Origin of the sequence: Streptomyces sp. FH025 (assembly GCF_017427025.1) — a bacterium.
In the GTDB taxonomy this organism is placed as follows: Bacteria; Actinomycetota; Actinomycetes; order Streptomycetales; family Streptomycetaceae; genus Kitasatospora.
On record NZ_JAFLNG010000046.1, the window covers coordinates 1 to 22,419 of the forward strand.

18 protein-coding genes are annotated in these 22,419 nt (G+C 71.3%); 5 read left to right on the forward strand and 13 right to left on the reverse strand.

Features of this window, described 5'->3' with window-relative positions; genetic code table 11:
* Positions 1 to 367 precede the first annotated feature (367 nt).
* The 9 genes from J0670_RS05700 to J0670_RS05740 form a co-directional block, all read right to left on the reverse strand.
* On the reverse strand, positions 368 to 1,891 hold the full coding sequence (locus J0670_RS05700) for a CoA-acylating methylmalonate-semialdehyde dehydrogenase (protein ID WP_207810248.1): 1,524 nt from the start codon (positions 1,889 to 1,891) through the stop codon (positions 368 to 370).
* A gap of 246 nt (positions 1,892 to 2,137) precedes the next feature.
* Positions 2,138 to 2,902, reverse strand: coding sequence for a nucleotidyl transferase AbiEii/AbiGii toxin family protein (locus J0670_RS40180; RefSeq protein ID WP_207810250.1), 765 nt, complete (start codon positions 2,900 to 2,902; stop codon positions 2,138 to 2,140).
* Positions 2,903 to 2,960: 58 nt separating this feature from the next.
* Complete coding sequence (locus J0670_RS05710; RefSeq protein WP_207810252.1) at positions 2,961 to 3,392, reverse strand: hypothetical protein; 432 nt, start codon at positions 3,390 to 3,392, stop codon at positions 2,961 to 2,963.
* 206 nt (positions 3,393 to 3,598) lie between these two features.
* Positions 3,599 to 4,993: an FAD-binding oxidoreductase gene (locus J0670_RS05715; RefSeq protein ID WP_207810254.1), complete on the reverse strand. Its 1,395-nt coding sequence runs from the start codon at positions 4,991 to 4,993 to the stop codon at positions 3,599 to 3,601.
* Between the two features lie 74 nt (positions 4,994 to 5,067).
* The gene (locus J0670_RS05720; protein ID WP_207810257.1) at positions 5,068 to 5,871 is read right to left on the reverse strand and encodes an ABC transporter permease; all 804 of its coding nucleotides are present in this window, start codon (positions 5,869 to 5,871) and stop codon (positions 5,068 to 5,070) included.
* On the reverse strand, positions 5,871 to 6,800 hold the full coding sequence (locus tag J0670_RS05725) for an ABC transporter permease (RefSeq protein WP_207810259.1): 930 nt from the start codon (positions 6,798 to 6,800) through the stop codon (positions 5,871 to 5,873). Before J0670_RS05725 ends, J0670_RS05720 begins: the two co-directional genes overlap by 1 nt.
* Positions 6,797 to 7,936, reverse strand: a complete 1,140-nt coding sequence (locus J0670_RS05730) for an ABC transporter ATP-binding protein (RefSeq protein ID WP_207810261.1) — start codon at positions 7,934 to 7,936, stop codon at positions 6,797 to 6,799. The genes J0670_RS05725 and J0670_RS05730 overlap by 4 nt, the downstream gene beginning before the upstream one ends.
* Before the next feature lie 37 nt (positions 7,937 to 7,973).
* Positions 7,974 to 9,233: a spermidine/putrescine ABC transporter substrate-binding protein gene (locus tag J0670_RS05735; protein ID WP_207810263.1), complete on the reverse strand. Its 1,260-nt coding sequence runs from the start codon at positions 9,231 to 9,233 to the stop codon at positions 7,974 to 7,976.
* Between the two features lie 54 nt (positions 9,234 to 9,287).
* Entirely contained in the window at positions 9,288 to 10,799 is a 1,512-nt protein-coding gene (locus J0670_RS05740) for a gamma-aminobutyraldehyde dehydrogenase (RefSeq protein WP_207810265.1), read from the reverse strand.
* A gap of 236 nt (positions 10,800 to 11,035) precedes the next feature.
* Here J0670_RS05740 and J0670_RS05745 point away from each other — a divergent pair, with 236 nt between their 5' ends.
* Positions 11,036 to 12,691: a PucR family transcriptional regulator ligand-binding domain-containing protein gene (locus J0670_RS05745; RefSeq protein ID WP_207810267.1), complete on the forward strand. Its 1,656-nt coding sequence runs from the start codon at positions 11,036 to 11,038 to the stop codon at positions 12,689 to 12,691.
* Between the two features lie 21 nt (positions 12,692 to 12,712).
* On the opposite strand, the gene J0670_RS05750 is transcribed toward J0670_RS05745, so the two are convergent.
* The 3 genes from J0670_RS05750 to J0670_RS05760 form a co-directional block, all read right to left on the reverse strand.
* Positions 12,713 to 13,915 carry a spermidine/putrescine ABC transporter substrate-binding protein gene (locus J0670_RS05750; RefSeq protein ID WP_207810269.1) on the reverse strand — a complete coding sequence of 401 codons (1,203 nt, stop codon included), beginning with the start codon at positions 13,913 to 13,915 and terminating at the stop codon, positions 12,713 to 12,715.
* A 67-nt stretch (positions 13,916 to 13,982) separates the two neighbouring features.
* Positions 13,983 to 15,341 (reverse strand): aspartate aminotransferase family protein, encoded by a 1,359-nt coding sequence (locus J0670_RS05755; RefSeq protein ID WP_207810271.1) that lies wholly within the window; start codon positions 15,339 to 15,341, stop codon positions 13,983 to 13,985.
* 253 nt (positions 15,342 to 15,594) lie between these two features.
* Complete coding sequence (locus tag J0670_RS05760; RefSeq protein ID WP_207810272.1) at positions 15,595 to 17,088, reverse strand: gamma-aminobutyraldehyde dehydrogenase; 1,494 nt, start codon at positions 17,086 to 17,088, stop codon at positions 15,595 to 15,597.
* 250 nt (positions 17,089 to 17,338) lie between these two features.
* Between J0670_RS05760 and J0670_RS05765 the strand changes: the two genes are divergently transcribed.
* From J0670_RS05765 to J0670_RS05780, 4 genes are all read left to right on the forward strand, one after another.
* Positions 17,339 to 17,812, forward strand: coding sequence for an Lrp/AsnC family transcriptional regulator (locus J0670_RS05765; protein WP_030243538.1), 474 nt, complete (start codon positions 17,339 to 17,341; stop codon positions 17,810 to 17,812).
* A complete protein-coding gene (locus J0670_RS05770) occupies positions 17,809 to 19,203 on the forward strand; it encodes an aspartate aminotransferase family protein (RefSeq protein WP_207810274.1) in 1,395 nt (464 codons plus the stop codon). The genes J0670_RS05765 and J0670_RS05770 overlap by 4 nt, the downstream gene beginning before the upstream one ends.
* Before the next feature lie 226 nt (positions 19,204 to 19,429).
* Complete coding sequence (locus J0670_RS05775) at positions 19,430 to 20,152, forward strand: ABC transporter ATP-binding protein (protein WP_207810276.1); 723 nt, start codon at positions 19,430 to 19,432, stop codon at positions 20,150 to 20,152.
* Positions 20,153 to 20,162: 10 nt separating this feature from the next.
* Positions 20,163 to 21,314, forward strand: a complete 1,152-nt coding sequence (locus J0670_RS05780) for a hypothetical protein (protein WP_207810278.1) — start codon at positions 20,163 to 20,165, stop codon at positions 21,312 to 21,314.
* 12 nt (positions 21,315 to 21,326) lie between these two features.
* Here the strand turns inward: J0670_RS05780 and rlmN are convergent.
* A partial coding sequence (rlmN, locus tag J0670_RS05785) for a 23S rRNA (adenine(2503)-C(2))-methyltransferase RlmN (RefSeq protein WP_207810280.1) occupies positions 21,327 to 22,419 on the reverse strand: 1,093 nt, incomplete at its 5' end.

Below are 22,419 nucleotides of genomic sequence, written 5' to 3' on the forward strand. Positions count from 1 at the left end.
ATCATCCAACTCGCCGGTGTCTTCCGGGGCTTGACGCCCCGTCCGACGTTTCAAACTCTAGCCGATCCCCGCTCCGAAAAGCGAATCCAGCCGCAATCCGATAAAACGCGCACGCCAAATAGGCACCAAGCCGCAACGCGAGAAAGCGAAAGCGACCGGCACGAACCGGGAAGTGGTGTTTCAGAGGATTGGCCGCCCCGGGGCCGTCCGCGCAGTTGCGTGTCCGGTGCTCCCTGCCAGGCAGCTCGAAGAACTGTACGCGCTTCTGGCCCCGGATGCAAACGGCGGGCAAAAGGTGCTGGCCGGACCCCGGGTGGAGGGATCCGGCCAGCCGGCCGAGCAGGTGGAACAGGTTGGAACCGCCGACTCAGCTGTTGGTGGGGAAGCCGAGGTTGATGCCGCCGTGCGAGGGGTCCAGCCAGCGCTGGGTCACGGCCTTGCCGCGGGTGAAGAACTGCACGCCGTCCGGGCCGTACGCGTGGGCGTCGCCGAACAGCGAGGCCTTCCAACCACCGAAGGAGTAGTAGGCGACCGGCACCGGGATCGGCACGTTGATGCCGACCATGCCGACCTCCACCTCGAACTGGAAGCGCCGGGCCGCGCCGCCGTCGTTGGTGAAGAGGGCGGTGCCGTTGCCGTACGGGTTGGCGTTGATGAGCGCCAGGCCCTCCTCGTAGGAGGCGACGCGCACGACGGAGAGGATCGGGCCGAAGATCTCGTCGTTGTACACGGACATGCCGGGCTTCACGTGGTCGAACAGCGTGGGGCCGAGCCAGAAGCCGTCGGCGGTCGGGGTGCCGTTCTCGTCCTCCGCGGTGATCGGGTGCTTGCGGCCGTCCACGGCGAGCTCGGCGCCGTCGGCGATGCCGGACTCGACGTAGGAGGTGACCTTGTCGCGGTGCTGGCCGGTGACCAGCGGGCCCATCTCCGAGTCGCCGTTGCAGCCGGGGCCGACCTTCAGGGTCGCCACCCGCTCCTTGATCTTCTCGACCAGCTCGTCGCCGATCGGGTCGACCGCGACCAGGACGGACACCGCCATGCATCGCTCGCCGGCCGCGCCGAAGCCCGCGTTGACGGCGGCGTCGGCGGCGAGGTCGAGGTCGGCGTCCGGCAGGACCAGCATGTGGTTCTTGGCGCCGCCCAGGGCCTGCACGCGCTTGCCGTAGCGGGTGCCGGTCTCGTAGACGTAGCGGGCGATCGGGGTGGAGCCGACGAAGCTGACGGACTTGACGTCCGGGTGCTCCAGAAGGCGGTCGACGGCGACCTTGTCACCGTGCACGACGTTGAACACGCCGTCCGGCAGGCCGGCCTCCTTCCACAGCTCGGCCAGGAAGTTGGCCGCGGACGGGTCCTTCTCCGAGGGCTTCACCACGACGGTGTTGCCGGCCGCGATGGCGATCGGGAAGAACCACATCGGCACCATGGCCGGGAAGTTGAACGGCGAGATGATCGCGACCGGGCCGAGCGGCTGGCGGATCGAGTAGACGTCGACGCCGGTGGACGCCTGCTCGGTGAAGCCGCCCTTGATCAGCTGCGGGATGCCGCAGGCGTACTCGACGACCTCCAGGCCGCGGGCGATCTCGCCCAGCGCGTCCGAGTGCACCTTGCCGTGCTCGGAGACGATGATCGAGGCCAGCTCGTCGCGGCGGGCGTTCAGCAGCTCGCGGAAGGCGAAGAGCACCGTCGTCCGCTTGGCCACCGAGGCGGTGCGCCACTCGGCGAAGGCCGAGGCGGCGGCGGCCACGGCCTGGTCGACCTCAGCGATCTCGGCGAAGTCCACGTGGCCGGCGACCTGGCCGGTGGCCGGGTCGAAGATGTCACCACGGCGGGGCGCCGCACCGGCGGTGGCGACCGGCTTGCCGCCGATCCAGTGAATGATGTGCTTGCTCAAGGTCCGTCTGCCTCCGAAGTCCCGGGCGGCGTCCTGCCACCGGTCCGGTCTGGCGCCGCCCGCGAGAGGGCCGGGCGACGGGAATTCACGGGGCTACCGCGCTCGTCTTCCAGTCTGGTCGCCGCTGCGGCGAGGCTCAACGAACAGGCTGACGGGGATCTCGGATTCAGCCTTACAGGTCGTCTCTCCGCTACTCGCCGCTACTCCGGACGCGTGAACCGCGTGAACCACCCGGTCCCGGGGGGGTCAGGACTCCTCGTCCTCCAGGTACGGGTCGTGCAGCCCGTCCGCCGCCTCCTGGGTCTCCAGCAGGTCCAGCCGCAGGTCCTGCGCCCAGGCGAGCGCCCACCGCTTGAGCCCGTCCACCGCCCCGGCGTCGACGCCCCGGGCGCGGAACCGGCCGTCCGCCGCCTCGGCGAGCGTCTCCAGCCGGTCGGCGAGCGCCGTCGGCTGGAAGTCCGGATCCAACTCCCCCGCCAGTGCGAGCAGTTCGCCCTCGCGATAGCACCGGGCGAGGGCGTGCACGTCGATCAGGTCACGCGGCATGCCCCGGTCGACCAGCAGCGCGGTGGCGAGCGCCGCCGCGTCCTCCAGGGCGACCACCGGCAGGATGACCGGTGGCTCCTCCGGCCCCGGAGCGCCCAGGTCGAGCCGGACCGGCCGGTGGCCGAGCGGCTCCTTCCGCAGCTCCACCGAGTGCGACCGCCCGCCCAGCGCCAGCCGCACGGTCAGCTGCTCCAGGCGCGGCGTGCCGGGCCGCTCGGCGACCCCGCCGCCCGCCGCGCGGTACGCCCCGGTCAGGGCGGCGGCCACCTCCGGCAGGTCGGCGCCGCCGGTCGCCAGGGTGAGCCCGTCCTGTGCACAGGCCTCGACGCCGTGGGCGCGCAGCCCGTGCCCGCCGGCCAGCGCCAGCCCGTACCGCTCGCAGACGGGCGCGGCCAGGGCGGCCAGGCGCAGCTGGGCGGGGCCCGGGCGGAGGGACGCGTCGACGGCGTGCGGGGCGATGGTCACGCCTCCAGTCTGACGCGGGCGCCCACCCCGCGCGCCACCTCGGGGAGCCGCCCGGGGCTCACCAGCCGCTGAGCCGGGCCGCCGCCTCGTGCAGGGCCAGCTCCAGCAGCACCGGGTCGTTGAGCCTGCCGGATCCGTCGGGCGGGACCAGCCATCGCACGCCCCGGCTGCTGCGTTCGGGGTGCGGAACGACGATCCAGCTGCCCTCCCCCGCGCCGCGCACGCCGGTGCCGACCCAGCGGGCGGCGGTGCCGACCGGCACCAGGAAGCTGACCTGCTCGCCCTCGAAGTCGGCGAGGACCGGGCCGCGGTGGCGGGTGTCCAGGATGTCCAGGGCCGGCCGCCCGAGCCGGCCGGGGACGGACAGGACGTCCCAGCGCCGCCCGGCCGGCAGCGGCATCAGGCCCAGTCCAGTGCGTTCCCAGTGCTTCCGGAAGTCCTCCGGGTCCGGTGCCACCTGGGTGAGCCAGTGCAGTCCGGTGCTCTCCATGTCTGTCCCCGCTTCTTGACGCTCGTACCGATCGGTCGGGCGGCGGGAAGACCGAGACCCGCCGTCACCAAGGAGAGGTGGACGGCGGGTCCCTCTTACACGGGTCGCGCTACACGAGTAGCGCGGATTCGCGGGGCAGCGGAATCACCGGGTCAACGAGGTCAAACGGGGTCAACGAAGTCAAACGAGGTCACGAGGTCACGAGGTCAGCTGTCGAAGCCGAGCCCCAGCCGGTCGAGCGTGCGCAGCCACAGGTTGCGGTGGCCGCCGTTGCGGTCGGACCGCTCCAGCGAGCGGGTGGTGATCTCGATCCCGGCCCAGCGCACCGGCTCGGGCGGGAACGGCAGCGGCTTGGAGCGCACCATGTCCAGCGAGGTGCGCTCGGTGCGCTCGCCCGCGAGCAGGTCGAGCATCACCTCCGCGCCGAAGCGGGTCGCGCCGACGCCGAGCCCGGTGTACCCGACGGCGTACGCGACCTTGCCCCGGTACGCGGTGTCGAAGAACGCCGAGAACCTGCTGCAGGTGTCGATGGCACCGCCCCAGGCGTGGGTGAAGCGCAGCCCCTCCAGCTGCGGGAAGCAGCGGAAGAAGTGGCCCGCCAGGGTGCGGAAGGTCTCCGGCCGCTGGTCGTACTCGTGCCGGACGTGGCCGCCGTAGTGGTAGACCGCGTCGTAGCCGCCCCAGAGGATCCGGTTGTCGGCGGAGAGCCGGAAGTAGTGGAACTTGTTGGCGCTGTCGCCGAGCCCCTGGCGGCCGCGCCAGCCGATCGAGGCGAGCTGCTCGGCGCTGAGCGGCTCGGTCATCAGCGCGTAGTCGTACACCGGCACGACGTACGGGCGGACCCTCTTGAGCAGGGAAGGGAAGACGTTGGTGCCGAGCGCGACCCTGCGGGCGAAGACCCGGCCGTACGGGGTACGGACGGCCATGCCGCTGCCGTGCTCCCGCAGGTCGGTGGCCCGGGTGTGCTCGAAGATCCGTACGCCCTGGCTCAGGCAGGCGTCCTTGAGGCCCCAGGCGAGCTTGGCGGGGTGGACCATGGCCACGCCCTCCTTGTCCCAGACGCCGCCGAGGAAGGTCGGCGAGTTCACCTCGGCGCGCAGCTGGTCGGCGTCCAGGACGGTGAGGTCGAAGCCGTACCGGGCGGCGGCCTCGGCCATCTCGTGCAGTTCCTCGACCTGGTGGGGCTGGGTGGCGATGTCGATCTCGCCGGTGCGTTCCCACTCGGCGTCGATGCCGTAGCGCTTGATGGCGGCCTCGATGCCGTCGAGGTTGGCGGCGCCGAGGCGTTCCAGCTGGGCGAGTTCGGCGGGCCAGCGGTCCAGGCCGTTGCCGAAGCCGTGAGTGAGGCTGGCCGCGCAGAATCCGCCGTTGCGCCCGGACGCGGCCCACCCGACCTCGTTGCCCTCAACCAGCACGACGTCCAGCGAGGGGTCGCGCTCCTTGGCGATGAGGGCGGTCCACAGGCCTGAGTAGCCGCCGCCGACGACCAGCAGGTCGCAGGTGGTGGAGCCGACCAGGGCGGGGAGCGCCTCCGGCCGGCCGGGGTCCTCCAGCCAGAAGGGGGTGGGCCTGGCGTCACTGAGTGCGCGGGCGGAGTCCATGCATTATCAGCCACTTTCTACGAATAGGCGATGGTTCGTGCGCCACCGCTGCCGACCGTACGTCATGCGGCCGGTCAGGCGGTGGCCTTCCGGCGGTTGCCGAGCCACTGTCCGGCGACGGTCAGCGCGACCGCGGCGACGAACATCGCGGTGCCGATGACGTTCACCTGCACCGGGATGCCGCGCTGCGAGGCGCCCCAGACGAACATCGGGAAGGTGACCGTGGTCGGGCCCGAGTTGAACTGGGTGATGATGAAGTCGTCGAACGAGAGGGCGAAGCTGAGCAGCGCTCCGGCGGCGATGCCGGGGGCGGCCAGCGGCAGGGTGACCCTCAGGAAGGTCTGGGTGGGGGTCGCGTAGAGGTCCTGGGCGGCCTGTTCGAGCCTCGGGTCCATGCTCATCACACGCGCCTTGACCGCCGTCACCACGAAGCTGAGGCAGAACATGATGTGCGCGATGAGGATGGTGGTGAAGCCGAACGGGATGCGCATGTTGAGGAACAGCGTCCCCAGCGAGGCGGCCATGACCACCTCGGGCATGGCCATCGGCAGGAAGATCATCGCGGTGGTGGCCGAGCGGCCGCGGAAGCGGTAGCGGGCCAGCGCGAAGGCGACCATCGTGCCGAGCACGGTGGCGCCGATGGTGGCGAGCACCGCGATCTGCAGGCTGAGCGAGAGCGACTGGCACATGTCGGCCACGCCGCAGGGGTTGGTCCAGGCGTCGGTGGAGAACTCGTTCCACTCGTAGTTGAACTTGCCGACCGGCTTGTTGAACGAGAAGGCCAGCACGACCAGGTTGGGCAGCACCAGGTAGGCGAGGGCCAGCAGGCCGGCCAGGACCACCAGGTGGGCGCGGATCCACTTGAAGATGCGGGACATCAGACCAGTTCCTCCGTCCCGGCCTTGCGCATGTAGACCGTCACCATGCCCAGGATCAGGGCCATCAGGATGAAGCTCAGCGCGGCCGCCGTGGGGTAGTCGAGCACGTTCAGGAACTGCTTCTGGATGCCGTTGCCGACCATCTGCTCGCTCGGCGAGCCCAGCAGCTGGGCGTTGATGTAGTCGCCGGAGGCCGGGATGAAGGTGAGCAGGGTGCCCGCGACCACGCCCGGAAGCGAGATCGGGAAGGTGACCTTGCGGAAGGTCGTGAACGGCCGGGCGTAGAGGTCGCCGGCCGCCTCGTGCAGCCGGGGGTCGATCCGCTCCAGCGAGGTGTACAGCGGCAGGATCATGAACGGCAGGAAGTTGTAGGTCAGGCCGCAGACCACGGCGAGCGGGGTGGCGAGCACCCGGTCGCCGGAGGTGAGCCCGAGCGCGTTGGTGACGTCCAGGACGTGCAGGGTGTTGAGCGCGCCGACGACCGGTCCGCCGTCGGACAGGATGGTCTTCCAGGCCAGCGTGCGGATCAGGAAGCTGGTGAAGAACGGCGCGATGACCAGGATCAGGATGACGTTGCGCCAGCGCCGGCTCGCCTTGAAGGCGATGGTGTACGCGAGCGGGTAGCCGATGGCCAGGCAGAGCACGGTGGCGATGGCCGCGTACGAGAACGAGCGGACGAAGTGCCACTTGTACTCGACCAGGGCGTCCCAGTACGTCGAGAAGTGCCAGGTGACCTTGAAGCCCTCTTCGAGCGAGCCGGTCTGCAGCGAGGTGGACCCCTGGTACAGCATCGGCACGGCGAAGAAGACGACCAGCCAGGCTATGCCGGGCAGCAGCAGCCAGTACGGGGTGAGCTTGCGCTTCGGCTTCGAAGGCGCTTCGGCGAGCGGGATGACCTGCGGCGGCGCCGCCGGGGTGGTGGTGGTCACGCGGCCTCCTCCGCGGTGCCCGCGTCGATCGCCTGCGAGGCGTCCAGGGCGAAGGAGTGCGCCGGGTTCCAGTGCAGCTGCACGGGGGCGCCGGGGACGATCCGGGCGTCGCGCTCCATGTTCTGCTCGAAGACGGTGACCTCCTGGCCGCCGTCGGTGCGCACCACGTACTGGGTGGAGACGCCGATGAAGCTGGAGTCGACGACGGTGCCGGCCAGCCGGTTGCGGCCCTCGGCGACCTGCTCGGAGCCGTGCGTGATGGTGATCTTCTCCGGGCGCACGCCCAGGTGGACCCGCCCGGCCTCAGTGGCACAGCGCGCCTTGGGCACGGCGAGGCGGGTTCCGGCCACGGTGAGCAGGAGGTCCTCGCCGGAGCCGCCGGTGACCTCGGCGGGCAGCAGGTTGGACTGGCCGAGGAAGTTGGCCACGAAGGTGGTGGCGGGGTTCTCGTACAGCTCGGCGGGCGCGCCCAGCTGCTCGACCCGGCCGCCGTTCATCACCGCGATGGTGTCGGCCATGGTCATGGCCTCCTCCTGGTCGTGGGTGACGTGCACGAAGGTGATGCCGACCTCGGTCTGGATCCGCTTGAGCTCCAGCTGCATCTGGCGGCGCAGCTTGAGGTCGAGGGCGCCGAGGGGTTCGTCCAGCAGCAGCACCTGGGGGTGGTTGATCAGCGCGCGGGCGACCGCGACGCGCTGCTGCTGGCCGCCGGAGAGCTGGTGCGGCTTGCGCCGGGCGTACTGGCCGAGTTCGACCAGCTCCAGCATGGACTCGACCTGCTTCCTGACGTCCTTCTTCCCGCGCCGGCGCAGGCCGAAGGCGACGTTCTCGAAGATGTCCAGGTGCGGGAAGAGCGCGTAGCTCTGGAAGACGGTGTTCACCGGCCGCTTGTACGGGGGCAGGGCGGTGACGTCCTGGCCGCCGATCAGGACGGTGCCGGTGGTGGGCTCCTCCAGGCCGGCGATCATGCGCAGCGTGGTGGTCTTGCCGCAGCCGGAGGCGCCGAGCAGGGCGAAGAAGGAGCCCTGGGGGACGGTCAGGTCGAGCGGGTGGACGGCGGTGAAGGAGCCGTAGGTCTTGCCGATGCCGGTGAGGCGGACGTCGCCGCCGGCCGCGTCGCGCAGCTGGTCTGTCATGGGGTGTCTTCCTGGGATTCTCTGCCGTGAGTGGGGGTCAGGCGCCGATGAGCTTGGAGAACTTCTGCTCGAAGTCGCTCTCCTCGCCCTCGGTGAGGGTGCGGAACTCGTGTGCCTTGGCCGCCATCTCGGGGGTGGGTACGACCAGCGGGTTGGCCGCGGTGTCCGGGGCGAGGGTGGCGAGCTCGTCCTTCATCCCGGTGACGGCGGAGACGAAGCCGATGCCCGCGACCAGCTGCGCCGCGATCTTCGGCTGATAGTAGAAGTCGATCAGCTTCTCCGCGTTCGTCTTGTGCCGGGCCCTGGCCGGAACGAGCAGGTTGTCGGTCGAGGCGAGGTAGCCCTTCTCCGGGATCACGAACTCGATGTCCGGGTTGTCGGCGCGCAGTTGGGTCAGGTCGCCGCCCCAGGCGATGCAGGCGGCGATGTCCCCGGAGGAGAGCTCCTGGCCGTAGTCGTTGCCGGTGAAGCGGCGGATCTGCTTGCCGTCGACGGCCTTCTGCAACCGGGCGATCGCTCCGTCGTAGTCGTCGGCGGTGAACTTCGCCGGGTCCTTGCCCTGGTCCAGCAGGACCATCCCGACGCTGTCGCGCATCTCGGAGAGGAAGGTGACCCGGCCCTTGAGCTCGGGGTCGTCCAGCAGCTGGGAGACGCTGGTGACCTCCTTGCCCTTGGTCGCCTTCCGGTTGTACGCGACGACGGTCTGGATCCCGGCCCACGGGTAGGAGTAGAGCCGGCCCGGGTCCCAGTCGGGGGCGCGGAAACGGGCCTCGATGTTGGTGATCGCGGTGGTGACGTTCGCCGGGTTCAGCTTCTGCGCCCAGCCGAGCCGGATCAGCCGGGCGGCCATCCAGTCGGTGAGAACCATCAGGTCGCGGCCGGTGTCCTGGCCGGCCGCGAGCTGCGGTTTGACCTTGCCGAAGAACTCGACGTTGTCGTTGACATCCTCGTTGTACTTGACCTTGATGCCGGTGGCCGCGGTGAAGGCGTCCAGGGTGCCGTGCCTCTGCTTGTCCTTCTCGTCGGTGTCCACGTACAGCGGCCAGTTGGAGAAGTCGACCTCCTTCTCGCTCTCCGAGAGGTCCTTGGCGGCGTTGGCGGTCGAGTCGCCGGTCGCCCTGGGGGCCGCCGGGATGCCGCAGGCGGCCAGGGTGCCCGCTCCGGCGGTCAGTGCGGCGGCCCGCAGCAGGGTGCGGCGGCCGATCGCGGCCCGGCCGCCGGTCAGACTGCGCTCCCAGGCCCTGCGGACCGGTTCGGGCAGACCGTCGGTGAGCTCGTTGAACGCCTTGAACGCCATGGAACGGGCCTCCTGGGGGAGAAGAGGGGTGTGGGGGCACCCTCTGGCCGGGGGTTATCTGTCTCCGAAGACGGTGCGGTGCCAGTCCTTGCGGGCGACCGCGGTGGTGTCGAACATGACGTGCTTGACCTGGGTGTACTCGTCCAGCGAGTACTGGGACATGTCCTTGCCGTAGCCGGACGCCTTGTACCCGCCGTGCGGCATCTCGCTGATGATCGGGATGTGGTCGTTGACCCAGACGCACCCGGCGGCGATCTCCCGGGTGGCGCGCAGCGCGCGGTGCACGTTGCCGGTCCAGGCCGAGGCGGCCAGGCCGTACGGGGTGTCGTTGGCCAGCCGCAGGCCCTCGTCGTCGCCGTCGAAGGGCAGCACGACCAGCACCGGGCCGAAGACCTCGCCCTGGACCACCTCGCTGTCCTGGGCGGCGCCGGTGATCAGGGTCGGCTCGTAGTAGGCGCCCCGGGTGAGGTCGGTGCCGTCGTGGCCCCGCTGCGGCGCGCGTCCGCCGGTGACCACGGTGGCGTACGAACGGGTGCGCTCGACGAAGCCGGCCACCCGGTCCCGGTGGGTGTACGAGACCAGCGGGCCGAGGTCGGTGTGCGGGTTCAGCGGGTCGCCGATCCGGATCGCCGCGTACAGCTCGGCCACCCCCGCCACGAAGGCCTCGTACAGCGGGCGCTGGACGTAGGCGCGGGTGGCGGCGGTGCAGTCCTGGCCGCCGTTGATCAGCGAGGCGGCGACGGCGCCGTGCACCGCGGCGTCCAGGTCGGCGTCGTCGAAGACCACGAACGGGGCCTTGCCGCCGAGCTCCAGGTGGGTGCGCTTGACGCTCGCGGTGGCGAGTTCGGCGACCCGCCGGCCGACGGCGGTGGAGCCGGTGAAGGAGACCATCGCGACGTCGGGGTGGGAGACCAGGTGCTCGCCGGCCGTGCGCCCGGCGCCCGTGACCACGTTGACCACGCCGTCCGGGATGCCGGCCTCGGTGCAGGCCCTGGCGAACATCAGCGAGGTCAGCGGGGTCAGCTCGGCCGGCTTGAGCACGATGGTGTTGCCCGCCGCGATCGCCGGGAGGATCTTCCAGGCGGCCATCTGCAGCGGGTAGTTCCACGGCGAGATCGAGCCGACCACGCCGATCGCCTCGCGCCGCACGTACGAGGTGTGGTCGCCGGAGTACTCGCCGGCCGCCTTGCCCTCCAGGTTGCGGGCGGCGCCGGCGAAGAAGGCGGCGTTGTCGACGGTGCCGGGGACGTCGAACTCGGTGGCCAGCTTGACCGGCTTGCCGGTCTGCGCGGTCTCCACCCGGGCGAGGTCGTCCGCGGCCCCGGCCAGTACGGCGGCCAGCCGGGTGAGCGCCTCGCTGCGGGCGCCGGGGGTGGCGGAGGACCAGCCGGGCAGGGCGTCCTTCGCGGCGGCGACGGCCGCGTCCACGTCGGCGGTGGTGGCCAGCGCGACCTGCTCGACCACGCTGCCGTCGGCCGGGTTGACGACCTGGAAGGGCTCGCCGCCACCGTGGGTCTGCCGGCCCGCGATGTACTGCGCGCCCGCGCCGAAGTCGGTCAGGTCCATCTGGTTCCTCCAAGTGCGGGTGGTGCGACCGCGTGCGCCGGGTCACGCTTCCGCGGTGGGCTCTGCGGTCCCGCTGACCTTGCCCGCTGCACGACTGACGTGACAAGGGTCACTGCGACAGTCTCGACACGAAGGGCCTTACAGAGTGCAAGGCTCCTCGCAGGGCAACAGGTCGTCGCGGGGATGGATGATTTACCTGACACTCTGATCCCCTGCCCTCTCCCTGGAGGCCAGCGATGCTCCCCACCGTCGCCCGCGTACTCGACCTGGAGGTGATGCGGCGCGGTCTGCCCCAGGTCGTGGCCGGCGCCGACCACCTGGAGCGGCCGGTCCGCTGGGTCCACGTCAGCGAACTGCCGGACGTCGCCGGGATGCTGCGGGGCGGCGAGCTGGTGCTGACCACCGGCATCGCGCTGCCCGAGGACCGTGAGGGCCTGGCCCGCTACGTCCGCGAGCTGGACGAGGTCGGGGTGGCCGGCCTGGTGGTCGAGTTCGGGCGGCGCTACTTCGACTCGCTCCCCCGCGCCCTGGTGCACGCCGCCGAACAGCGCGGACTGCCGCTGATCACGCTCCGCCGCGAGGTGCGCTTCGTCGCCGTCACCGAGGCCGTGCACGCCCTGGTGGTCAACGCCCAGCTGGAGCAGCTGCGCGTCTCCGAGTCCGTCCACCAGGTGTTCAACGAGCTGGTGGTGGAGGGCGCCGAGCCGCCCGAGGTGATCCGCCAGGTGGCCCGGATGGCGGGCGCGCCGGTGGTGCTGGAGAACCTGGCCCACCAGGTGCTCGCCCACGACACCGCCGGGCGGCCGGAGGCCGAGCTGCTGGAGGACTGGGAGCGCCGCTCACGCGGGGTCCGTCCGCCCGGCCGCACCGGCCACGACCCGCGCAGCGGCTGGTTGGTGACCACCGTCGGCGCCCGCGGCCAGGACTGGGGCCGGCTGGTCCTGGTGCAGGAGCCGGGCCCGCTGCCCGAGGGCGGGGCGCACCCGCACACCATGCTGCTGGAGCGCGGCGCCTCCGCGCTGGCGCTCAACCGGCTGGTGGTGCGCGACCGGGAGAGCCTGGAGCGGCAGACCCACCGCACCCTGCTCTCCGGCATCCTCACCCACGCGCTGACCGTCTCCGAGGTGGCCTTGCGTGCCCAGGCGCTCGGCGTCCCGCTGGAGGGCCGACGACTGGTCGGGGTGGTGCTGCGCCAGCGCCGCGGGCCGATCCCGGCCGCGTTGGAGGCGCAGGCCCGGCTGCGCGACTTCACCGAGCTGGCCGCCGGGGCCGTCCGGGCCTGTCGGCTCTCCGCCCTGGTCGGCGCGCTGGACGACGAGGGCGTCGGGCTGCTGATCGCGCTCGGCACCCAGCAGGACGAGCACGCCGCCCTGGACTCCTTCTCGGCCACCCTGCGCCGGATGTCCGCCGAGGCCGGCCGGGAGGGCGCCGACGCCCCCGGCCCGGTGGTCGCGGTCGGCTCCTCGGTCGGCTCGGTCCGCGACGCCCGGCGCACGCTGCTGGAGGCCGCCCAGGTCGCCGACGCCGCCCTGCACGACGCGCCCGGCGGCGGCCGGACCGCCTCCTACTACCGGCTGCCGGACGTACGGCTGCGCGGCCTGCTCCACCTGCTGCGCGACGACGCCCGTCTACAGACCTACGTGGAACGGGAGTTGGGCCCACTGCTGGCCCACGACGCCGAGCACAACGGCCAGTTGGTGCAGATGCTGCGGATCTACCTGGAGCAGGGCCGGAACAAGTCGGCGGCCGCCGACGCCGCCCACCTGTCCCGGCCGTCCTTCTACGACCGGCTGCACAAGGTCGAGCGCATCCTCGGCGTCGACCTCGACCAGGTGGAGTCCTGCCTGTCCCTGCACGTGGCGCTGCTCGCCCTGGACGCCGTGCGCAGGTAGACCGGTCGCCCCCGGCACCCCTCACACTCCGGTGATGCGCCCCCAGACCTTGTGCAGCTCGGGCCGCTCGGCCGAGGTGACGTCGCGCATGGTGTGCAGCCGCTCGCGCATCTCCTCGGTCGGGAACACCAGCGGGTTCTCGGCGAGTTCGGCCTTCTCCTTGTCCCCGCTGTCCGCGAGCACCTCGCGGGCGGCCGGGACGGGGCAGATGTACTGCACGAACGCGGCGAGTTCGGCCGCCACCTCGGGCCGGTAGTAGTAGTCGATCAGCAGCTCGGCGTTGCGCTTGTGGACGGCCCGGTTGGGGATCATCAGGCTCTCCGCCCACAGCTCGCCGCCCTCCTCCGGCACCACGAAGGCGATGTCCGGGTTCTCGGCGGTGAGTTGGACGGCGTCACCGGAGTAGGCCTGGCAGGCGAGCGCGGCGCCGGAGGCGAGGTCGCTGGTGTAGTCGTTGCCGGTGAAGCGGCGGACGTGCCCGGTGTCGACCATCCGCTGCACCAGGTCCATCGCCTTGTGCGCGTCGTCGTCGCCGAACTTCGAGATGTCCGCGCCCTGGGAGAGCATCAGCAGCCCGAGCGCCTCGTCCAGCCCCGCGAACAGGGTGACCCGGCCCTTGAGGTCGGGCGCCCACAGGTCGGCGGTGGACTTGAGCTCCCGGCCGAGCGCCTTGCGGTTGTACGCGATGCCGGTGATCCCGGACTGCCAGGGCACGCTGCGGCTGCGTCCGGGGTCGAAGGCCGGGTTCGCCAGCTGCGGGTCCAGGTTGGCGGTGACGTTGGGCAGGTTGGCCCGGTCCATCGCCTGCACCCAGCCGAGCGAGACGTACCGCCCGGCCATCCAGTCGCTGATCACCATCAGGTCCCGGCCCGGGGCGGCGCCCTGGGTGAGCACCGGGCTGATCTTGCCGAAGAACTCGTCGTTGTCGTTGATGTCCTCGGTGTAGGTGACCGCGATCCCGGTCTGCTCGCCGAAGGCGTCCAGGGTCGGGCGCTTCCCCTGGTCGTCGGTGTCGATGTACTGCGTCCAGTTGGAGAAGACGAGCCGCCTGTCGCTCTCCGAACGGTCCGGCGCCGACCGGCGGTCCTCGTCCACGTACGCGGACGGGATGCCGCAGCCGGTCAGCGTGCCGGCGCCGAGCAGCGCGGCCCCGCTGAGCACGGAACGTCGGCGCAGCGCAGAAGAGTCGGCTGTGCGGCGGGTCAGGGTGGAGCTGCTGGGCATGTGGGGGCCTTCCGGAGCGTCGGACGGCCCCGGACACGGGGTGCCCGGGGCCGTCCTGGTAGGTACGTCAGACAGTGTGCTCATCGGTGAGCGACAGCACCTCGTCCAGCACCGCGAGGCCGGTCTTGGCCTCCTCCTCGGTGACGGTGCACGGCGGGACGACGTGGAAGCGGTTCATGTTGACGAACGGCCAGAGCCCGCGCCGCTTGCAGGCGGCGGCCAGCTCGGCCATCGGCGCGTTGTCGGCGCCCGCGGCGTTGTACGGGACGAGCGGCTCGCGGGTCTCCCGGTCCTTCACCAGGTCGAGCGCCCAGAACACGCCGAGGCCGCGCACCTCGCCGATCGACGGGTGCCGCTCGGCCAGCTCGCGCAGGCCGGGGCCGAGCACCGTCTCGCCGATGTGCTTGGCGTTCTCGACGATGCCCTCCTCCGCCATGGTGTTGATGGTGGCCACGGCCGAGGCGCAGGCCAGCGGGTGCCCGGAGTAGGTGAGCCCGCCGGGAAAGGCCCGCTCGGCGAAGGTGGCCGCGATCTCGGCGCTGATCGCCACGCCGCCCAGCGGCACGTAGCCCGAGTTGACGCCCTTGGCGAAGGTCAGCAGGTCCGGGGTGACCCCCCAGTGGTCGGCCGCGAACCACTCGCCGGTGCGCCCGAAGCCGGCCATCACCTCGTCCAGGATGAACACGATCCCGTAGCGGTCGCAGATCTCCCGCACCCCGGCCAGGTAGCCGGCCGGCGGGACCAGGATGCCCGCGGTGCCGACCACGGTCTCCAGGATGACCGCCGCGACGGTGCCCGGCCCCTCGAAGGCGATCACCTGCTCCAGGTGCTCCAGCGCGCGCTCGCACTCCAGCGCCTCGTTCTCGGCGTGGAAGTTGGAGCGGTAGGGGTACGGGCCCCAGAAGTGCACCACCCCGGAGACGCCGGTCTCGTTGGCCCAGCGCCGCGGGTCGCCGGTGAGGGCGATCGCGTTGGCGGTGGCGCCGTGGTACGAGCGGTAGGTGGAGAGCACCTTGTGCCGGCCGGTGTGCAGCCGGGCCAGCCGGATGGCGTTCTCGTTGGCCTCGGCGCCGCCGTTGGTGAAGAAGATCTTGTCCAGGTCGCCGGGGGTGCGCTCGGCGATCAGCCGGGCGGCCTCGCTGCGCGACTCGACCGCGAAGCCGGGGGCGATGGTGCAGAGCTTCGCCGCCTGCTCCTGGATCGCGGCGACCACCTTCGGGTGCTGGTGGCCGATGTTGGTGTTGACCAGTTGCGAGGAGAAGTCGAGGTAGCGGTTGCCGTCGTAGTCCCAGAAGTACGAGCCCTCGGCACCGGCCACCGCGAGGGGGTCGATCAGCGCCTGGGCGGACCACGAGTGGAAGACGTGCGCGCGGTCGGCGGCCTTGACGGCCTGGCCGGCGGCTGAGTCAGCGGTGGGGATGCTCATGCCGGTAAGGCTAGGGCCGCCCGCCCGCGAAGTGCAGTTTCATCCTGTCAGTCGGTCGCACGCCCCACCGACAGGGTGCAAAGCCAGTGGGCCCGGGTCTCTTCGACCCGGGCCCACTGTCAGATCAACCGACCGTTCAGATCGCGGTCGTACTGCGTCTGACGGTCACGACCCGCTAGATCGCGGTCATACCGCGTCTGACGGTCACGACCCGCTAGATCGCGGTCATACCGCGTCTGACGGTCATGACCCGCTAGATCGCGGTCATGACGTGCTTCACGCGGGTGTAGTCCTCGAAGCCGTAGGACGACAGGTCCTTGCCGTAGCCCGACTTCTTGAAGCCGCCGTGCGGCATCTCGGCGACCAGCGGGATGTGGGTGTTGATCCAGACGCAGCCGAAGTCCAGGCGGCGCGACATCCGCATGGCGCGGGCGTGGTCCTTGGTCCACACCGAGGAGGCCAGCGCGTACTCGACGCCGTTGGCGTACTCGACGGCCTGGTCCTCGTCGGTGAACTTCTGCACGGTGATGACCGGGCCGAAGACCTCGTTCTGGATGATCTCGTCGTCCTGGTTCAGGCCCGAGACGACGGTCGGGGCGTAGAAGTAGCCCTTGTCGCCGACCTGGTGGCCGCCGGCCTCGACCTTGGCGTGGGCGGGCAGCCGCTCGATGAAGCCGGAGACCTGCTTCAGCTGGTTGGCGTTGTTCAGCGGGCCGTACAGCACGTCCTCGTCGTCCACGCCGCCGGTCTTGGTCTCGGCCGCGGCCTTGGCCAGCGCCTCGACGAAGGCGTCGTGGATCGACTCGTGCACCAGCACGCGGGTGGCGGCGGTGCAGTCCTGGCCGGCGTTGAAGAAGCCCGCCACCGAGATGCCCTCGACCGCCTCGGCGATGTCGGCGTCCTCGAAGACCACGACCGGGGCCTTGCCGCCCAGCTCCAGGTGGACGCGCTTGACGTCCTTGGAGGCGGACTCGGCGACCGAGATGCCGGCGCGCACCGATCCGGTGATGGAGGCCATCGCCGGGGTCTTGTGCTCGACCATCAGCTTGCCGGTCTCGCGGTCGCCGCAGATGACGTTGAAGACGCCGGCCGGCAGCTCCATCTCCTTGAGCACGCCGCCGATGATCTCGGCCAGCAGCACGGTGGAGGCCGGGGTGGTGTCGGAGGGCTTCAGCACCACGGCGTTGCCGGCGGCGATGGCCGGGGCGAACTTCCACACCGCCATCATCATCGGGTAGTTCCACGGCGCGACCTGGGCACAGACGCCGACCGGCTCGCGGCGGATGATCGAGGTCATCCCGTCCATGTACTCACCGGCGGCCTTGCCCTCCAGCAGGCGCGCGGCGCCGGCGAAGAAGCGGATCTGGTCCACCATCGGGCCGATCTCCTCGGAGAGGGTCAGCGCGCGGGGCTTGCCGGTGTTGCGCACCTCGACGTCGACGATCTCGTCGGCCCGGGCCTCGACCGCGTCGGCGACCTTGAGCAGCAGCTTCTGCCGGGTGCTCGGGGTGGAGTCGCGCCAGATCGGGAACGCGGCGGCGGCCGAGGCCATGGCGGCGTCCACGTCAGCAGCACCGGACAGCGGCGACGTCGCGTACACCTCGCCGGTGGTCGGGTCGACGATGTCGAGCGTGCGGCCGTCAGCCGCGTCGACGAACTCACCGTTGATGTAGTTGCGCAGCGTGCGAAGGTCGCTCACGGGTCTCTCCTCGGTCTGGGCCTGCGGCGTTGCAGATTCCGGCGCCATGGTACGTCGGCGGGTCCGGCGTACGAAGGCCGCCGAGTGGCCGGGCCGCACACGGCGCGGTCCACTGGTGGCGGAACGCGCGCCGCACTGCGGGGGCGCGCGCGTACCGTGCCAGGGTAACCACAGGACTGCCGGGATCGACAGGCCAAGCTCGCGTAGACGATGAAATCCGCATGGGAATTCCAAGATCACGACGAAATCAGCAGTTTCCTCGCTTGCGAACAAGGGAACGATCAGGCACAGTGGCGGCGTGGCCAACCGCGACCGGAACGCGAGCGTTCCCCTCGACGCCGCCTCCAAGGCGATCATCGAGCAGCTCCAGGAGGACGGGCGCCGCCCGTACGCAGCCATCGGCAAGGCCGTCGGCCTGTCCGAGGCGGCCGTGCGGCAGCGCGTCCAGAAGCTGCTCGACCAGGGCGTGATGCAGATCGTCGCCGTCACGGACCCGCTCACCGTCGGCTTCACCCGCCAGGCGATGGTCGGCATCCGGGTCGAAGGTGACATCGAACCCGTCGCCGACGCGTTGGCCGCCCTCGACGAGGTCGACTACGTGGTCTGCACCGCAGGCTCGTTCGACCTCCTGGCCGAACTGGTCTGCGAGGACGACGAGCACCTGCTCGAACTGATCAACAAGCGCATCCGCGCGCTTCCCGGCGTGCGGAGCACCGAGAGCTTCGTTTACCTGAAGCTCCGGAAACAGACCTACACCTGGGGCACCCGATGACAGCCGACCCGGCGCAGAAGGACCTTTCCAAGACCGCCTACGACCACCTGTGGATGCACTTCACCCGCATGTCGTCGTACGAGAACTCCCCCGTGCCGACGATCGTCAAGGGCGAGGGCACCTACGTCTGGGACGACAAGGGGCGCAAGTACCTCGACGGCCTCGCCGGCCTGTTCGTCGTCCAGGCCGGCCACGGCCGCGAGGAGCTGGCCGAGGCCGCCGCCAAGCAGGCCAAGGAGCTCGCGTTCTTCCCGGTGTGGAGCTACGCCCACCCCAAGGCCGTCGAGCTGGCCGAGCGCCTGGCCAACTACGCCCCGGGCGACCTGAACAAGGTCTTCTTCTCCACCGGTGGCGGCGAGGCCGTCGAGACCGCCTGGAAGCTCGCCAAGCAGTACTTCAAGCTGACCGGCAAGCCGACCAAGTACAAGGTCATCTCGCGCGCCGTCGCCTACCACGGCACCCCCCAGGGCGCCCTGTCCATCACCGGCCTGCCGGGCCTGAAGGCCCCGTTCGAGCCGCTGGTGCCGGGCACCCACAAGGCCCCGAACACCAACATCTACCGCGCCCCGGCCTTCCTGGAGGGCCCGGACGGCACGGTCGACCCCGAGGCCTACGGCCGCTGGTGCGCCGACGAGATCGAGGTGGCCATCCTCAACGAGGGCGCCGACACCGTCGCCGCCGTCTTCGTCGAGCCGGTGCAGAACGCCGGTGGCTGCTTCCCGCCGCCGCCCGGGTACTTCCAGCGCCTGCGCGAGATCTGCGACCGCCACGACGTGCTGCTGGTCTCGGACGAGGTCATCTGCGCCTTCGGCCGTCTGGGCACCATGTTCGGCGCCGACAAGTTCGGCTACCAGCCCGACATGATCACCTGCGCCAAGGGCATGACCTCGGGCTACTCCCCGATCGGCGCCACGATCATCTCGGACCGCCTCGCCGAGCCGTTCTACAAGGGTGACAACACCTTCCTGCACGGCTACACCTTCGGTGGCCACCCGGTCTCCTCCGCGGTGGCGCTGGCCAACCTCGACATCTTCGAGCGCGAGGGCCTGAACCAGCACGTCCTCGACAACGAGGCCGCCTTCCTGGGCACCCTCAACAAGCTGCGCGACCTGCCGATCGTCGGCGACGTCCGCGGCAACGGCTACTTCTACGGCATCGAGCTCGTGAAGGACAAGGTCACCAAGGAGAGCTTCAACGACGAGGAGACCGAGCGCGTGCTCTACGGATTCCTCTCGAAGGCCCTCTTCGACAACGGCCTGTACTGCCGCGCCGACGACCGTGGCGACCCGGTCGTCCAGCTGGCCCCGCCGCTGATCTCCGACCAGTCGACCTTCGACGAGATCGAGCAGATCCTGCGGACCAGCCTCACCGACGCGTGGGCGAAGCTCTGATCCCCTGAGCCCTCTTCCCCACCCTCCGCCGAAGGGCGGCCCCGTTCCCCCGGGGCCGCCCTTCGGCGTTCACGCCGCGGGCCCGCCAACATCACAGTCGTACGACCAAACATGCCTGATTGCGGGTGATTTGCCCGCGATGGCCCAGTGTGCCGCAACCGCGACCGGTCCCGGTCGTTCTAATCTGACGACTGTCATATCCCTGCGGCCACCGAGGTGGAACCTCATGTCAGCGGCACCGCCTGACAACGACGTGGTGTGGGCCCGAGGGATCGTCAAGTCCCACTACGGCACCCCCGCCCTGCGCGGCATCTCGATCGGCGTCCGCGACGGCGAGGTGCTCGCCGTCACCGGCCCGCGCGGCTCCGGCAAGAGCACCCTGCTCGGCTGCCTCTCCGCCCAGCTCGCCGTCGACGAGGGCGAGGTCTGGTTCAACAGCTCCCCCGTGCACACCCTCGGCCGGGCCGGCCGCGAGCGGCTGCGCCGCGACCGCTTCGGCTTCGTCGGCTCCGAGCCGCACCTCGTCCCCGAACTGACCGCCCGTGAGAACGTCGCCCTGCCGCTGCTGCTCGCCGGAGCCGGCAACAAGGCCGCGTACACCGCCGCCGACGAGTGGCTCGAACGCCTCGACGTCGGCGACGTCGCCCGGCAGCGCCCCGACCGGCTGGTCCAGAGCCAGTGCCAGCGGATCGCCGTCGCCCGCGCCCTCGCCCCGCTGCCGCCCGTCGTCTTCGCCGACGACCCCACCGCCCCGCTGCACCGCGAGGCAGCCGACCAGGTCCTGCGGATACTGACCAGCGCGGCCCGCTCGCACCAGCTCACCCTCGTCCTGGCCACCCACGACCCCGAGCTCGTCCGGTTCGCGGACCGCTCCGTCGCCCTCGTCGACGGACGGCTCACCGCACCCGCCGCTGAAGACGCCGAGCCGCTTACGACGCCGAGCCGCTGAAAGAGTCGACGTGTTCTACCTCCGTCTGGCCCGGGGCTACCGGGTGCCCGACCTCGGCCGCTGGCTGCTCACCGCACTGGCCGCCGCCGTGGTCGCCGCCTTCCTGCTGCGCTCCCTCGGCCGGGCGATGAGCGACCCGCACGGCGGCACCGACGCGCTGGCCCGGCTGCTCTGGTGCCTGCCCCCGCTCGCCGCCGTCGCCTGGTTCGCGGCCGTCGCCGCCCGCTCGGTGCCCGCCCGGCGGCCCGAACGCATCGCCGGACTCACCGCCGCCGGCGCCGGCTCCCGCCGGATCCGCACCCTGATCGCCGGCGAGGTCGCCCTCGCCTGCACCCTCGGCAGCGTCTGCACCCTGCTGCTCTTCCTGGTGCTCCGCAACGACATCGCCGGGCCCTCGCTCGCCGCCGACCTCGGCATGGGCGTACCACTGCCGGCCGCCGCGCCCGTCACCCTGCTCGCCCTGGTCCCGCTCACCGCGGGCATCGCCGCCGCCTGCGCGGTGCCCGCCAACGAGACCCTGCCCGGCGGCCGCACCCGCAGCCGCACCGGCTTCGGCGGGCTGCGGATCGCCCTGCCGCTCGGGCTGGTGGTGGTCGGCGCCGCGCTCGAACTCATCGCGCTGCGCCCCGGCGCCGCGGAGGACGGCCGCCCGATCCACCTGCCCGCCGGGCTCGGCTCCACCAGCACCGCCGCCCTCGGCGGCTGGGCCGCGAGCGCGTTCGGGCTCGCCCTGCTCACCGGCCCGCTGCTCGCGTGGACCGGGCGGCTGCTCGCCGTCGGCCGACCCACCCCGCTGCGGCTGCTGGCCGGACGCGGCCTCACCGCCCAGGCCCGACGGCTCGGCCCGCCGCTGGCCGTCCTCACCCTCGCGGTCGCGATGGTGCTGACCACCATCCGCTACTGGATCGGCACGCCCGACAGCGCCGACGCGCTGCCCGCCGTCGAGGCCTGCCTGGTGCTCGGCTGCGCCGCCGCCGCGGTGGTCTCCCGGCTGGCCGAGGTCCGCACCGACCGCCGGGACGTCACCGGGGCGCTGCTGCGCCTCGGTGCCGCGCCCCGGCTGCTGTTAGGCGCGGTCGCGCTGCGAACCCTGGCGGTGGGCACCACGCTGCTGCTGACCGGCGGGGCGACCGCCGCGCTGGCGGCCGCCGGGCTGCGCTGACGCTCCCGGGGCTCAGCCCGCCGCGGCGAGCTGGCCGCAGGCGCCGTCGATCTCCTGGCCGCGGGTGTCACGGACGGTCGTCGGCACGCCGTGCGCCTGGAGCCGGCGGACGAACTCGCGCTCGTCCTCGGGCCGGGAGGCCGTCCACTTGGAGCCCGGGGTCGGGTTCAGCGGGATCAGGTTGACGTGCACCCGGTGGTTCTTGATCAGCCGGCCGAGCAGGTCGGCCCGCCACGCCTGGTCGTTGATGTCCTTGATCAGCGCGTACTCGATGGAGACCCGGCGACCGGACTTGTCGGCGTAGTTCCACGCCGCCTCCAGCACCTCGTCGACCTTCCAGCGGGTGTTCACCGGGACCAGCTCGTCGCGCAGCTCGTCGTCCGGGGCGTGGAGCGACAGGGCCAGACGGCAGCTGAGGCCCTCGTCGGCGAACCGGTACATCGCCGGGACGAGGCCCACGGTGGAGACGGTGATGCCGCGCTGGGACAGGCCGAAGCCGTCCGGCGCCGGATCGGTCAGCCGGCGGATCGCGGACAGCACCCGGTTGTAGTTGGCCAGCGGCTCGCCCATGCCCATGAAGACCACGTTGGACAGCCGTGCCTCACCGCCAGCGACCTCTCCGCTGCTCAGCGCGCGCATCCCGGCGGCGATCTGCTCGACGATCTCGGCGGTGGACAGGTTGCGCGTCAGCCCGGCCTGGCCGGTGGCGCAGAACGGGCAGTTCATGCCGCAGCCGGCCTGCGAGCTGATGCACATGGTGACCCGGTCCGGGTAGCGCATCAGCACCGACTCGACCAGCGTGCCGTCGAACAGCTTCCAGAGCGTCTTACGGGTCGCGTCGTCGTCGCAGGAGACGTGCCGGACCACCGACATCAGCTCCGGCAGCAGGCTCTCGGTGAGCTTCTCCCGGCTGGCGACGGGGATGTCCGTCCAGGTCGCCGGGTCGTTCGACATCCGGCCGAAGTAGTGGTTGGAGAGCTGCTTGGCGCGGAACGGCTGCTCGCCCAGCTCGGCGACGGCCTCCTTGCGCTCGGCGGGGCTCAGGTCGGCGAGGTGTCGCGGGGGCTTGGCGCCGCGCGGCGCGACAAAGGTGAGTTCTCCGGGC

What these genes read in the sequence shown, in the direction of transcription:
- J0670_RS05750 (WP_207810269.1), bottom strand. Translation starts at nt 13,915, where the DNA reads ATGCCCAGCAGCTCCACCCTGACCCGCCGCACAGCCGACTCTTCTGCG.
- J0670_RS05715 (WP_207810254.1), bottom strand. Translation starts at nt 4,993, where the DNA reads ATGGACTCCGCCCGCGCACTCAGTGACGCCAGGCCCACCCCCTTCTGG.
- J0670_RS05775 (WP_207810276.1), top strand. Translation starts at nt 19,430, where the DNA reads ATGTCAGCGGCACCGCCTGACAACGACGTGGTGTGGGCCCGAGGGATC.
- J0670_RS05770 (WP_207810274.1), top strand. Translation starts at nt 17,809, where the DNA reads ATGACAGCCGACCCGGCGCAGAAGGACCTTTCCAAGACCGCCTACGAC.
- J0670_RS05735 (WP_207810263.1), bottom strand. Translation starts at nt 9,233, where the DNA reads ATGGCGTTCAAGGCGTTCAACGAGCTCACCGACGGTCTGCCCGAACCG.
- J0670_RS05720 (WP_207810257.1), bottom strand. Translation starts at nt 5,871, where the DNA reads ATGTCCCGCATCTTCAAGTGGATCCGCGCCCACCTGGTGGTCCTGGCC.
- J0670_RS05710 (WP_207810252.1), bottom strand. Translation starts at nt 3,392, where the DNA reads ATGGAGAGCACCGGACTGCACTGGCTCACCCAGGTGGCACCGGACCCG.
- J0670_RS05760 (WP_207810272.1), bottom strand. Translation starts at nt 17,088, where the DNA reads ATGGCGCCGGAATCTGCAACGCCGCAGGCCCAGACCGAGGAGAGACCC.
- J0670_RS05740 (WP_207810265.1), bottom strand. Translation starts at nt 10,799, where the DNA reads ATGGACCTGACCGACTTCGGCGCGGGCGCGCAGTACATCGCGGGCCGG.
- J0670_RS05745 (WP_207810267.1), top strand. Translation starts at nt 11,036, where the DNA reads ATGCTCCCCACCGTCGCCCGCGTACTCGACCTGGAGGTGATGCGGCGC.
- J0670_RS05730 (WP_207810261.1), bottom strand. Translation starts at nt 7,936, where the DNA reads ATGACAGACCAGCTGCGCGACGCGGCCGGCGGCGACGTCCGCCTCACC.
- J0670_RS05755 (WP_207810271.1), bottom strand. Translation starts at nt 15,341, where the DNA reads ATGAGCATCCCCACCGCTGACTCAGCCGCCGGCCAGGCCGTCAAGGCC.